Here is a 13102-nt window from a genome sequence, read left to right on the forward strand (position 1 = left end):
CTAGTCGTCTCCACATTTTTAAGGCTCACAATTTACTTGACCAACGTCTGACTTTTCGCGAAAACGATGGCGGTGGAGATATCCAGCGATATGGAAGAAAACGATTTCATCAGCAAGGATTCCGGCAACGCCCAGTCCCATTTCTCACGCAGCATGTTCTCCACATTGGCAAGAATCGATTCGAGATCGCTTGCGTCCAAGTGGCCTACTTTCGCGAGTGCCTCGTGTGTCCGGTTGATTCCAGCGTCGATTTCAATGGCGAGGCCTGAGTTATCACAGGAAAGGCCGACATGATTGAGTAGCAGACGTAGGGCATCGTTGGCGTAATCACCTAACCAGCTGATCAGGTAGCATTTACCACCCGACTCGATGATGTAGCGTTCACCAAGGCTCAACGCGGTAAATGTCTTTCGAGCCTCTTCGAGTAGTTCTTGGGCGCCGCGATCAATAAACGGGCAGGGGGTGGTGTCTGCGAGGACTGCCCGCATTTCTGCGCGAACGTTGTCATGTACCATCGCACCCAAGCCATCGAACTGAGGAGGGGCACCTCCGCGCGCGGCCGCAACAATGATGACCTTGGCTTGAAGGTCAACATCACGTACCTGCCACCTACGCCCACCAAAGATGATGCGTTGATCCTTGGTGAGTGGTCGGCTTACAGGTACTGATCCCAGCGCTTTACCATCACACACAAGGCGGAATTCTTCGTCGCTGGTGAATGCACTGTAAAACTCGTAGTGATTGATCAGGCGCTCTCCAACCGTCCCGGGAAGCAATAATCCAGAACTGTCCTGCACAATGAGTTCATGCTCACCCAGGGACTTAAGCAGCTTCACGAAGTCTGATTTCTCGACGTTTGGAAATGCCCCCTCAGCGATCAAGTTTTTCCAGAGATCTGCAGCTGATGCACCTCCACACTGGGCAATGATCGAAAGGCTTTGCTGAACGAGAGTGGACGCATGAATGCCCTGAGCCCTCGGTGGTTCGAACCATCCCCTAACGAGAAGGCGAACCATGGCAATGGTCTGCACCAGGCCTTGTCGTAATTGATCAGAAAGGCTCGACGCATCCGTGAGTGGTGACTCTTTGCAGTAAACGCGCAAAGTCGCATTTTCGCCTGGGCGCCTACCCGAGCGACCTAATCGCTGGCGCAGACTCGCCACCGAGGGTGGGGCTCCAATCTGCGCCACCGTCTTGATGCTGCCGATGTCGATCCCGAGTTCAAGGGTTGTGGTGCAAATCGCAGAGGCTGCCTGGTTTCCTGTCTTGAGGGCTTGCTCGGCTTGCTCACGTAAATCCTTCGAAAGGCTGCCGTGATGAGGCCAGAACTCGTTGGGTACGCCGTCTTGTTCACAGCGCCGGCGCAGTTGGTCTGCATACCATTCAACCTGTTGCCGGCTGTTTGGGAAAATCAGATTATTGCTACCGCGTAACACCTTGTAGAGGTGGTCAGCGATCGCGAAGTCAGGGCTTGCTTTGTTTTCCGTTTCGTCTTCATCGCCTTCCTCATCAGAGGAAGGGACGGGAATCTTTTTGAGCTCGCTCATGGGCGGTTGGATGTAACCGCGAACTTGTACCTGAAGTGTCTGGTTTGAGTTTTTCGACTCAATCACTGTCACCCTGTCGGCATCCCCAGGTCGCAGAAAATCTGACGCTAATCTCATGTCGCCCAGCGTCGCCGACAGCCCGACCCGAGGGAGTCGATGGCCGGCGACAAGCTCCACTCGATGCATGAGGGACTGAAGCTGCTTGCCACGTTCGCTACCAATGAATGCGTGAAGCTCGTCTACGACGATGTAGCGAAGGTTTTGGAACACCCCGGCAACACTGGAGCCTCTGTTGACGAACAGCGCCTCAAGGGACTCTGGGGTGATCAGCAGCACCCCCTCCGATGACTTCAGGAAGCGATGTTTTTTGCTCGATGAAATATCCCCATGCCAACCTACTACGGGAATCTCAAGTTGCTCACAAAGACGGCTTAATCTGTCCCATTGGTCATTGATCAAGGCCTTGAGAGGACTGATGTAAAGCACCGACCCAGGCGGGTCATTGCGATTGAGCAAATGGGTGAGAATGGGTAGGAATGCTGCCTCAGTTTTACCCGCCGCTGTAGCTGCCGCAATGATGACGTCCTGGTCGGCATCTATCAGTACGGGGACAGCCCATTCCTGGGCGTCGCGCAAGGACGTCCAGCCTTCAGCCCAAATCCATCGTTGGATTCGGGACTCAAGCTGATCGAAGCCCGATGATTCAGAGTGTGAAGGTGGCAAGTTCGTCGTCCGCGTCGACTTTCGTGTCCTCTTCGCCGCCCAAATCCTTCGTCACCTCGATAGCTCCAAGCAGGGTGCGCCAGTCTGCACCGGGATTTTGTTCCAGGATGGCCAGCAGGTTGATGAAAGCGGTAATCGTGGTGCGCGGCGTGCGGAAATAGGCCTCACCCAAGCGTTGGTTGCAGTGCGCCATGAACAGTGGAAGTGCTTCGTCTGGCAGAAGATATTTTTCTGCGTCACCGCCGGCGTAGACGTGACGTAGCTTCTGAAGCAATACATAGAAGTCTTCTGGGGTGAGGCTGGTCAGGCGGATGACAGGCCCGGAGAGATCCACCAGCCCGGTCTTGGCGAAGGAGTTCTCAGCCAGTCGCGATTGTAGGGCAGGGTAGCTGAAGAGTCCTCGGCGGGTGTCCATCAAGAACTCTGGAGTGCCACCCAAGACAAAACCAAGTCCCTCGGAGGATCCTTGTAAGGAGTCATTGAGAATGCGCAGGATCTGTTCGTAGTTGGCGTTACGAGCTTGCGTGTTCGCCAGCTTGTACAGGTTTACTAGCTCGTCGAGGCAGATCATCAGCCCTCCGAACCCAGCGAGTTTGACGAATCGCGATAGCAATTTCAGCTGATCGTAGACACTGGCATCATCAATGATGGTTCTTACGCCTAACGCTGCGCGAGCATCGGTCTTGGTGGTGAACTCGCCACGCAACCAACGAATGGCGTCAGCCTTGAGTTGCTCGTTGCCTTCTTCGAAGCCTCGGCAATATGCTGCGATCACCTCGGCGAAATCGTACCCGTTGACCATCTCGGTCAGTTCACTCAGATGTGCACGGATGACAGTCTCACTGTCAGTGCCGACTGCCTTGGCTTCGGATTTGGCTTGCGAGATGAATTTTTCGACGATGCCTTGAAGGGCCCCGCCGTCGGGCTTTGTGCGCGTCGACATGTTTTTGGCAAGTTCGGCGTAAAGCGAGCGTGCCTGTCCTCCAGTGGCATGCAGCCTGCGATCAGGGTTCAGGTCAGCGTGCATGGTCACGAGTTTGCGCTCCATGGCTATGGCTCGTACCAAGTTCAGAAAGAACGTTTTGCCGGCACCGTATTCGCCAATCACCACTCGAAATGCCGACCCACTTTCAACCAGACGGTTGACGTCTTTGATCAGTGCATCGAGTTCACCCACTCGGCCGACCTGAATCAAGTGTTGGCCGATGCGAGGAACGACGCCGGCGCGCAGCGATTGGATGACCGCGTCGCGATCCTTGGCTCTGATAGTGCTCATAGGGCTAACTCTTCCAGAATGTCTTTATTGATCTCGATGGGATCATCACCTTCGGTGACGGGCATGTCGAAGCGCTCAAAAGCCATGTCGTTGATTTGCTCTAACGCACCGTCGAGCATCAACTCCATGTCGCTCGCGGCGGCTTCAAGTTCCAAGCGACTCCACTCTGGTCGTGAGACCAACAGACGTAGAAACGCTGAGTGTTCCAAATCTAGTCCCGCAACGTCGGCGCTCGGCTGTGAAGCCAATTCGGCAATTTCGACGTGTTGCTCAGGTTCCTCGACTTGATCATCAGTGAACACCTGAGCAAGGAGGGCGGATACCGCAGCTGTTTCTCGTTGCAGCTCGGCAATTCGCTCGTGATTGAGCACGAACCCCTGCGTAGCTGAGGTCGATATAGGTGTGCCAGGGGAGGATTGAGGGGCGCGGGTTAACGGATTGACGTTAGCAATACTTGCTCCGGATGCGGCACCGTGAAGGTCGCTGTAAAGCAGCTGGCTGTCCAGTTGCAACACCTTATAAACGCGCTCAAGGAGTTTTACCTCTGAGGGGCTGACGGTGCCATCGGCTTGTGCCAAGTGAGCCAGGAAGCAGGCAATCGTACGCTTTGCTTCGATTGTTAATGGATCGAGTTTTTTCTTCAGGCTTGCGAGTGTAGGTGGCTGCTGGATCTGGATACGCAAATGCGCCTTGAGACGTTTGCGATGGGCAACGCTCAAGTGACTCCACGAGTCAATGTGTTGGGCTAGCAGTGTGACTTCCTCATGGGAGGTATCACCATCGGCGGATGCGACTGCACTTGCCAGGTCAAGAGTGACTGATGCAGCGTTATAAGCCGCAGAGGCTCGCAATGAACCGTCTTCCGGCTGGGTTACGAACAGCGCGATTCGGTCTTCAGCTTTTGGAGTTCTGCTACCCGCGAGCACGTCAGGTTCCATGCCGATATTAAGGGATTCCAATGCGCGGGCGAGTGCAAGAACCTTTTCACGAGACAACGCCCCGGCACTTTTGAAACGACCCGCGAGCTCACCAAAGCTCATGACGATCAGATCGTCGCCGATCCTGGTTTGGAGCTCGTCCAATTCTGTTCGAGCTGTCGCTGGCCAGAGGGCGACGGGAAGCTGCAGCAGTCCCTCAAGGGCTTCTGCGCTTTCGGGGTTTCGGCCCAAATACCGACTATAGGGTTCAAGCTCGCTGGTGCATTGCTCAACGATCAGTTGCAGGTTTTTACGTGTTCCTGAAGTTGCCATGACATCAGGAAGATCACCCAGATTAAGCGCAGGCGCCATCAACACTGCGGAAGCCGGACGATAGCTGGTCTTTAGCCGGGTTTTATTTTGCGCCAGCATAAGACCAGAGGGGTGGACGCTCTGATATTTGAGCTTGAACAGCGTCGAGAAAACTTCTCTGCAGCGAGTCACCGGGGTGCGTTTACTGATGTTGGGATCTGCCATTGCCCACGCCAGCGCCCAATTTGCATCGACTGGTCGCTTATTGGCGGCATGCTGTCCCAAACCAATGCGCAGTGGCAGAGGCATTTCGTAGCTATAAACCGAAAAAGCCGAAACGTCGGGTGGTGGCCCGAGGTAGAGGTTCGGATCAAGCGTGGCGTTGCTCAGATAACCCAGGAAACCTTCCGCGTATCCCCTGAACGACCGATTTTCTCCATAAACACTCAACAGGCGTTGGACTTCTTTGACGATTAAAGGAATCTCAGCAAGCACCTGTCGATCCTGCACTGCATCCGCGAGGGCTCGGCGCTCAAGGCCGTAGAAGAACAAAAAAACATACCCAGTGTCTGCCAATGGATCATTGCGGCCACCCTCCAACCATTGAAGGTATGCGCGCCGGGCTTCTGGCGAGATGGAATGAAAACTCGGCCAGTAGGACATCAACCGCTCTTCGATATCGACTGAGGCCTTGGAGATCCGCAGTTTGGGATTGATCAGGGAGGGCTCTGGCGTGTCGTGCCTACCCAGTACGCTGCCTACGTAGAACATACCGCCAGGAAGAGAAAAACCGGAAACATTGACGGATTCGCCTGCGGGCACCCAGCGAGCATCAGATTTCTGAGAGCTTTCACTTGGTATTTTGAAAGAGGGGGTGGGGGGCGAACCGAGTTGAACGGTATAGAAATCGGAGTTTTGGTCAGCACCCATATGATTAGTCGAAACCTCATGGACGGAGAAAGTCAGGTGTGTATTTTTTACTCCCTGCTGCCGTGTCGCCTCTGAAGCGGACATTAGAATTTGTTCGCTCTGGCGCTTTGCGCGTCGAGCCAACAGCCACATGATTGCGCCGACGCAAGCAATTAAGCCTACGATGAACCGAGCCTTTCTGGGCACTGATGCGATTGCAACGAAAGCCAGTGCAAAAACAATCAGAGTGCCGATGCCGCTGAATTTTTTTTTTGCCTTCGTCCTTGCCATGAGTCGATTCAACCTTGAAAAGTGGGGGCTGGCGCAGTGACAGTATCCGACAATTACATTGTGAGAGCCATGGGCCGCGCGAGCCCTCTTGTCGAAAAACTCATCAATCTATAGGGGGCCAAGGTGGTGAACACTTTGAAGCCCCCACGAACCATTGCTAGTTCGCGTGCGTGGATGAATGAATGGGCAATGAAGGTTTTTCAGCCTTTTCGTGCGTCTGGCTGACCTTCAATCAGCCTTGTCAACAAAAATATATTTTCAATTGCCCCCTTGAAAAAAATTTCACGCGACGGATCTTTATATTTGAGGACAACAGAAAAGCAACGATCTCGGAACCCCTGCGTTTCTCGGATTTGTTCGGTAAAACGGGGTTGGTTTTGCGTTAGATGTTGCTGCTGTTGTGCTTCTGCTTTTCCTGCGAGCTGATGGGTGGCGCACAAGTCATGCCGGCCGATTTGGCCAGGCAAAATCGTTACCCTTTGCGGCGTAAGCCGCTGCTTTCAGGTTTGATTTCAAACAACGGCGCATTTTTTCGAAAAAAATATACCTGGTGTAAAAACACATTTTTGGGGGGGGCGGAGCAGGCGAGCCGGGAGGGTGTTCGCGAGCAAACACTGCCAACAAAGATTTCGCTTGAGCAGCAAGAAGGCTGGTAACTGGGAAGATGGCCCACTGCACAAAGCCTGAGAGCCCTGAGAGAGTGATCTTTCGTGCAGGAGGGGGCTCGTCGAACTCGAGCCTCACGCCGGTCGCTGAGAATCCACGCGCAAGGCATCACTGGCAGTAGTTCATCCTTCAGCCAACCTAAGTAAACGTATCAGCGGCCGTTTGAAATTCCCGTTTTATTTGTAGTCATTTTATTACCCATTAAGTAGGTGCGGTGACTAAGCTCAAACCATCGCCTAGCATGCATCAGTATGCATTCCACGCCACACACTATGAAGGAAACAGTCCATGTCTCGTCTGGCCGAATTTCGCAAGCTTGAACAACAGCTAACCGCGCAGCTCGCAGAGCTTGAATCCATGAAAAGTGATTCGGGTTTGAAGAAAGAAATTGAGTTTGAAAGCAAGCTGCGTGCGCTGCTGGGTGAATATAGCTACAGCCTGAGAGACGTAGTGAACCTGCTTGACCCACAGGTTGGTCGTCGCGCCTCAGGTACACAACCCAAGCCGATCACGCGTAAGGCGCGGCAGGTTAAGGTCTTCAAAAACCCTAACACCGGCGAAATTGTCCAAACCAAAGGCGGCAACCACAAGACGCTGAAAGAATGGAAAGCCACTTACGGTGCGGACACCGTGGAATCCTGGCTCGCTAAGTGACGTTAGCTTGCGTACAAATTAAGGGCCATTGCGGCCCTTTTGCTGTGATGCGCGCAAGCATGGAGTTGGGTAAGCGTCCGGGCCACGCACCATTCTGACCCCCCGCGTCCAGGTCTCGTAATAAAAAACCGTGGCGAGGAAAAGCTCACGTGCGCTGAGAGCCCCGATATTTTCTACACGTATCAGGTATAGGGGTATTTTTGCCTTTCCTGATGCCATGCAGTTCAGGCGGCTTGTTTCTGTCGTTAGCGCCGTCCAATCGCGGTTCTTGAAGACTGTGGGCAAAAAAGGAGAGCGTAGGGAGGGCAGGTCGATCACGAGGATGATCGTAGGGAAAATGATGAGAGTTCTTTCATTATATCTGTGGCGTAAGTTTTAGATAATGCACAATGACCTACAACAAGTCGATCAATGATTTTAACTCGTCTGACTCTGAGTATCCTAGGCTGTCCCTTAGAAATAACGTTAGAGCGGGAATAACCTTTATCTTGCGCTCGCCGTCCTCACCATTTGCTACAAAAGCAAGGCAATATTTTTTTGATTTTCCTATGTTTTCTTTGACTCTTCTTGCATTTTCAAAAATGAAATTTCCCTCTGCGATTATTATTCCGTGGCTTGGCACTATGGTAGGTTCCATGGAGAACGCTAGCGCGCGAAAATTATCTTTCGAAAAGTTTTTAGAATCTACGTATGTGTCTTCAAGCTTTTTTTTGAACTTGCAATCTGAATCGAATTCATCCGGGATGATCCAGAGTACCTTGGCTAGAACGGAGGGTGTATTGCCTGAATTGGTCAAGAGGAGTTTGATTTTGACACTCATGTCGGATATCTGATCCTCTCCCTCCATCTTTGTATTGTTCATGCTGGGGTCTATGTCAGTTATCACCACTCGTAGATTTGATTCGGCACGGATGTATGAGTAGTAAAATGTAGCCCCGGCGAAGAGAAACGAAGCTATTGCAATGCATGAGGCCATCGTGGCGTTGTTCAAGAAGGTGGAAATTTTTTCAAACATATATTTTCACCTCCCACTGGTGTGGGCGTGGGCGCTGGCGTTGGCATGGGGGGCCGCATGCGACAAAGCTTAGCCCTTGGTGACTCTTTTGCCAGAGATCACTTAGTACTCTGAGGTACCCACCGCACCACCTAAGCGCGCTATGCCTTGCTTGATGTGCCCCGCGTTTTCGCCAATCCTTAGAAGGGCACCACGAGCGTTGTCGCAAGCCTCTGATGACCCGCGCTCCTCTTCCAGCAAGACAAGCTCCATCAACGCTGCTTCGATTGCGAGTTGGTTTTCATACATTCTTGCCAGAATGTCAGGAAGGGAATATTGCTCGGGCATGTTCCGACTCCGTTCGAAAGGAGACTAAAGCGTAGCAGTGAAGCAGCAGGTCAGCTGGGTATTAGCTCAGAGCAGTCCTGCGCGATCGAGGCACCCTCGACGAGGGTGAACCTGCAAAGCTCCCCGCCATGCCCTTAACGAACCCACAGCAGCAGACCGCCAAGGATAACCAAGGCTGCGCCCATCACCCGTTCGATTCGGCATTTAAAGCGAAGAAAATAGTTTGCGACCCCCTGGTTGGAGAAGCAAAACGCCAAGCTGCAATGCCACAGGGCTGACAGCAGGAAGCATAGTGCGGCCACCACGCCATAGAACCAGATTGGTGCATGGGCAGGCATGACAAGCCCAAAGATACTGCAAAAGAAAACGATGGATTTCGGATTGGTCATGCTGATCAGGTAGGCCCGGCACATCGCGGCCTGCCAAGACATCGCAGTGGGTTCTTCCATCAGTAAAGGCTTGGCCGCACCGCCGATCATCTTCGTCCCTATCCAGATCAAATAGAGTGCACCAACAAGCTGCAGGCTAAGGTGCAGCCATTGGAAGTGATTGACCAGTAACCCAATGCCTGCCATCGCCAGGAGAGCCCAGGTCAACGATGCCGTTGCAACCCTAAACCTGCGAACAATCCCGCCGAGCGTGAGACGGACATGCTCGTCTTCGTCACGATGATGAAATTGGGGCCCGGGCTGATAAGCGACATCATGTAAACGCTGACCAAAATGATCAGTGACTGCGTGTAGTCCATTCTAGCTTCCTGATAGGCATGCGTGCGGGCAAGGCGGGGAGCCCGAACTGGCGCTGCTGAGGCGCGGGTAAGTATGGGAGATGAACGTCATTTTGTGAAAGGCACTCATGCGAAAGCGTTTGCCTCTTACTAGAGATGAACGGAGAAAACGGATCAAATATCGCTACAAACTGAGCATTTTAATACAGCTATGGATGGACTATCGTCCCGAGCAACTCATTGATTGCCTCGTCATCCTAGGGGAGCGGGCAACGCAGAATGATTAATATTATACGGTTTTCTGGGGCTGAATTTAATGAACTGGAAAGACCAGATACAAGAGCACTACCGTAAGAAGGAAATTAAAGAGCAAGGTTATACACGAGATCAGATTGATAGTTTTTACGCGGATGCTGTGCTGCCTGCATTTGAAGAAATAAAAAAATTACTCTCGCAATTTGTAAGCAATGTAAGTATCAAGAAGTATACTTATAAGGCCACTTTTCGATTTGAAGAAAGTGAAATGTATAAGTCTGTTTTTCGAGTAGAAGTTTCATTGCGGGGGAGTGGTGTCGCCTTTCCATTCCAACTAAATGATACCTACGTTTTTGGTGCGCGCGTAAAAGCTGATCGGCTGGATGCACTGGACAAAGATTTCATTATCTTTCAATTTATAGAGTTTTTTAAAATTAGAGAACGGCATATCGCTGATTTAAAGTTGGCCAAGCAATAATCTCTGGGTATAGGTTGCGCGGAAAAATAAAGCTTATACTTGATATTAATAGCTATGAGTCTTCAGGATTAAGGTCTGGAGTGTTCAATAAACTTCGGTGAGGCCGGTTTGAGGCGTGAAACTACCTATCCTGGCAGACCTGCGAACTTTACTCAGGCAGCAATTGTCGCGCTGTGCCACCTCGAATAGCTCACCAGCAATTCTTATTTCATTAAATCAATCAAGCATTGAGGAGACAGATGTCCACATCCGAATTTGAGCCAGGATCCCTAGAGCAATCATTAGCGCAGGTTTCACCGACTGTGGAACCATTGATTGAACCCATGGCTCATCTCTCTCCAGCGCAGATTGAAGAGATCTATAAACGATATTTTTCGGGGGAAAGGACAGGAGATCTCATACGGGAGTTTGATATCAAAACAAACCTAAGCTCTCTGCTTAAGCTGTTTCCTCTGGTTTCTCGCGCTGATCTGACATGCCCTTATTGCTCATCTCCAGCGACACAGCGCAGACGAGCAAAGTTGGGCCAGATTCCTCTTCCAGCGTGCACGGGATGTGCGCATGTCTATGAAACTTTCGATGGACGATGCGGATGCGAGGGTTGCAGACACGCTTTTATCAATAAATCCAATGGCGAGGGTCTAAAAGGTCGGATCCCCTATGCAGATCTTACAATTCGAGAAAAAATAATTCTCCTTTCTGCACTCACGATGGAAAACGATCTGGGGCGAACAAGTTTTTCTATCTATCAGCTTCAGAAACATGATCCAAAGTTCGCACCTACACCTGCTTTTCATGCGCATTGCCAAAATGAACTCTTTGCTCGGAAAATAATTCTTATATCTGAGGAAACGACTCACAGTAGCCTGGAGTTGTGCAGGATGCATGAGTTTACTGATTTTCTTCTCTGGCGTCCTAACGTCTCAGCCAGTGACGAAACGGGTAAGCCCCTTGAAATTGATTTATTGCGAATATGTCTTTGGAACGAGTTTTCCGAGATCAAAACTGATTACGGTGCTGCGTTGATCGAGCTGATGTATGAGTTGGCTATCGAAGAACTCATGGAATATCTTGCTCATATGGTCAGTTTGTCCAGTGTCAATTTCAAGGCATGGGCTGCAGCTCGTTCTGCTTTGAAATCCCTGTTGCCGTCGAAATCCATCAGTGAGATTTTCGGTTTCATTTGGGGGGCTGTGAAAGGCGCTGAAAAAGCGATAGGTCGCAAAAATATCAATGGCGCCGCACATGCGGGAAATCTAATCCCTTCAAACATTATTCAGGCCGCTGAAGCGTTCGAAGCTCGTCCACCGAAACAAGGGCATCGAGAGTTTTTCAGACTTAGCCACATAAAGCCAAGTCAGATATCAAATACAATATACAAATTGATTTTAGGCGATAAGGACGGCGCTTTTAAAATTCCCCTGCCGCGATATATCAGTGAAGTTATGCGGCCGACCCTTGAAGGGATCACTACGGCTAAAGCTGCGAAAGCTTTTTTCGAGCAATGATCACTCTGCGTTGATCTCCAGGATTCAAGATGGCGGGGCATGAATTCTCCAGTCAGTCATCGCCAGCGACAGAGTACATCTTCAACTGTGCACTGAGTGCAGGTCATCAATAGATCCGCTATAGAGTATTCGCTAGCTATGGCTGATCTGCATGAAAAAAATCAACCCATACAAGCGCTATCAAAACTGACCCAGCGACAAGCTCTATGTCTGAGGGGCAAGGCATGAGGGTGTTGATCGGTATTCAACTGATAAGATGAGGTGAGCGTGTACCAGCGGCAGCTGTGTGAAGGTGAGGTGAGAGAGAGCATTGCTTCTGAAATCAGCTATCCAGTGGGCGATTCCAATACCGCTGGACGGTAGTTTTCGCAACACCTAACGCCTTCATGGTTTCGGCTCGAGAATGACCTTGGGCCTTCATCTGCTGGACAGAGCGCCAAACCTCAACGGCTTGCGTGATCCGAGGGTGGGGGGAGAGTTCCTCCTGCTCACTGAGACGATCATCAAAAAGAGCCAAAGCTTCCAGATCCGCGCTGGCTTTTTCCATCACATCTCTAGAGGTGCTGCCCGATTGTGCTGCATGAACAAGTGTGATGAAGGCAACGGGATGGATACCCAGCGTACCGCACAGGTCGTCGAGTAAATCGAGCGTCGGGGAGGTCTTCCCGTTCTCAATATGGCTGACGTGAGATTGCGCGACTGCACCTGAAAAATCGTGCTGCGTCAGGCCGCGTTTTTTTCGAAGCAGCCTGAGTATCGTGGCCAAAGCATTACGCACGGACATTTTCCGAATCGTTAAAACGAATGGATATGCCGCGATCGAGAGGATCTACTCAAATCTAGATATTGATATGAGAGGATCAAAGGTCGCATACTTGGTCTCGTTTGGAAGAGGTGATCGGTAGGATCATCAATATAGATCTAAATCGAGGGTGGCGAGCTGAGCGATTCTTGAGAGGCGGTTTTCTAGGGAATGTCGTTTGGACAGAACAACCGCTCCAGGCAAACCTGCCAACGGTATAGCTGTGCGTGAGGTTGTTACGGTGGTTTCAGATTCAGATTTACTAGGCGATCTTTTTTACGGTTTTGCTCGGCCTTTGCATGGTTCGTGGCTCAACGATGATGAGTTAATTCGACTAAGTCGGGAGGTCTTTCCGAGTAAGCCTTACTGCATTGTAAGAAATTGGATGCTGTTGGATGTGATTCTCAGTGAGCCCCTGCGTAAAGAGCTAAAAGCCAGAGGACAGCAGCCCGTAGTGCTTTATGCCCAGTCTGTAATCAGCCATAGCAGTGGCACGAAGGCGCCGGGACAAAGCGTTTGTACATCGTTCCAGGATTTTTTCGATGACGGTTTTTTCGAAAGCGACGAAACGCTTTATATCCTCGCTGGCCGTGGTTCTCGCAAACACACCAACCTGCGCGCAATTGCGGCTCTAAGAGCCAGCGTTAAGGCAGCTTGATGCTCGGCTCTTGCCTGCAGCGAAGTGCGTCAGAACG

13 protein-coding genes are annotated in these 13102 nt (G+C 51.3%); 5 read left to right on the forward strand and 8 right to left on the reverse strand.

What is annotated here, in order from left to right:
* Positions 1-32: 32 nt before the first annotated feature.
* Genes AEQ67_RS18365 through AEQ67_RS18375 form a run of 3 tightly spaced genes read right to left on the reverse strand, consistent with a single transcriptional unit; the run spans position 33 to position 5975 of the window.
* Positions 33-2207, reverse strand: coding sequence for a DEAD/DEAH box helicase (locus AEQ67_RS18365; RefSeq protein WP_059405391.1), 2175 nt, complete (start codon positions 2205-2207; stop codon positions 33-35).
* 43 nt (positions 2208-2250) lie between these two features.
* The gene (locus AEQ67_RS18370) at positions 2251-3546 is read right to left on the reverse strand and encodes an ATP-binding protein (RefSeq protein ID WP_059405250.1); all 1296 of its coding nucleotides are present in this window, start codon (positions 3544-3546) and stop codon (positions 2251-2253) included.
* On the reverse strand, positions 3543-5975 hold the full coding sequence (locus AEQ67_RS18375) for a tellurite resistance TerB family protein (RefSeq protein ID WP_059405251.1): 2433 nt from the start codon (positions 5973-5975) through the stop codon (positions 3543-3545). The genes AEQ67_RS18370 and AEQ67_RS18375 overlap by 4 nt, the downstream gene beginning before the upstream one ends.
* Before the next feature lie 386 nt (positions 5976-6361).
* On the opposite strand from AEQ67_RS18375, the gene AEQ67_RS35255 reads away from it, so the two are divergent.
* Both AEQ67_RS35255 and AEQ67_RS18380 read left to right on the forward strand, forming a co-directional pair.
* The gene (locus AEQ67_RS35255; protein ID WP_152974868.1) at positions 6362-6631 is read left to right on the forward strand and encodes a hypothetical protein; all 270 of its coding nucleotides are present in this window, start codon (positions 6362-6364) and stop codon (positions 6629-6631) included.
* Positions 6632-6929: 298 nt separating this feature from the next.
* Positions 6930-7295, forward strand: a complete 366-nt coding sequence (locus AEQ67_RS18380) for a histone-like nucleoid-structuring protein, MvaT/MvaU family (protein WP_059405252.1) — start codon at positions 6930-6932, stop codon at positions 7293-7295.
* A 394-nt stretch (positions 7296-7689) separates the two neighbouring features.
* Here the strand turns inward: AEQ67_RS18380 and AEQ67_RS18385 are convergent, their stop codons facing one another.
* From AEQ67_RS18385 to AEQ67_RS36060, 4 genes are all read right to left on the reverse strand, one after another.
* Positions 7690-8310, reverse strand: coding sequence for a hypothetical protein (locus AEQ67_RS18385; RefSeq protein WP_059405253.1), 621 nt, complete (start codon positions 8308-8310; stop codon positions 7690-7692).
* Positions 8311-8412: 102 nt separating this feature from the next.
* Entirely contained in the window at positions 8413-8637 is a 225-nt protein-coding gene (locus AEQ67_RS18390; RefSeq protein ID WP_059405254.1) for a hypothetical protein, read from the reverse strand.
* A gap of 134 nt (positions 8638-8771) precedes the next feature.
* Positions 8772-9233 (reverse strand): LysE family translocator, encoded by a 462-nt coding sequence (locus tag AEQ67_RS18395; protein ID WP_201782083.1) that lies wholly within the window; start codon positions 9231-9233, stop codon positions 8772-8774.
* Entirely contained in the window at positions 9230-9385 is a 156-nt protein-coding gene (locus AEQ67_RS36060; RefSeq protein ID WP_201782084.1) for a hypothetical protein, read from the reverse strand. Before AEQ67_RS36060 ends, AEQ67_RS18395 begins: the two co-directional genes overlap by 4 nt.
* Before the next feature lie 295 nt (positions 9386-9680).
* Between AEQ67_RS36060 and AEQ67_RS18400 the strand changes: the two genes are divergently transcribed.
* Both AEQ67_RS18400 and AEQ67_RS35260 read left to right on the forward strand, forming a co-directional pair.
* The gene (locus AEQ67_RS18400) at positions 9681-10097 is read left to right on the forward strand and encodes a hypothetical protein (protein WP_059405255.1); all 417 of its coding nucleotides are present in this window, start codon (positions 9681-9683) and stop codon (positions 10095-10097) included.
* A gap of 239 nt (positions 10098-10336) precedes the next feature.
* The gene (locus AEQ67_RS35260) at positions 10337-11605 is read left to right on the forward strand and encodes a hypothetical protein (RefSeq protein WP_152974869.1); all 1269 of its coding nucleotides are present in this window, start codon (positions 10337-10339) and stop codon (positions 11603-11605) included.
* A gap of 322 nt (positions 11606-11927) precedes the next feature.
* Here the strand turns inward: AEQ67_RS35260 and AEQ67_RS18410 are convergent, their stop codons facing one another.
* Complete coding sequence (locus AEQ67_RS18410) at positions 11928-12389, reverse strand: helix-turn-helix domain-containing protein (RefSeq protein ID WP_059405257.1); 462 nt, start codon at positions 12387-12389, stop codon at positions 11928-11930.
* A 196-nt stretch (positions 12390-12585) separates the two neighbouring features.
* On the opposite strand from AEQ67_RS18410, the gene AEQ67_RS18415 reads away from it, so the two are divergent.
* Entirely contained in the window at positions 12586-13065 is a 480-nt protein-coding gene (locus tag AEQ67_RS18415) for a DUF6957 family protein (protein WP_236710365.1), read from the forward strand.
* Positions 13066-13102: the final 37 nt, after the last annotated feature.

It is taken from the genome of Pseudomonas sp. RIT-PI-q, from assembly GCF_001297125.1.
Classification (GTDB): domain Bacteria; phylum Pseudomonadota; class Gammaproteobacteria; order Pseudomonadales; family Pseudomonadaceae; genus Aquipseudomonas.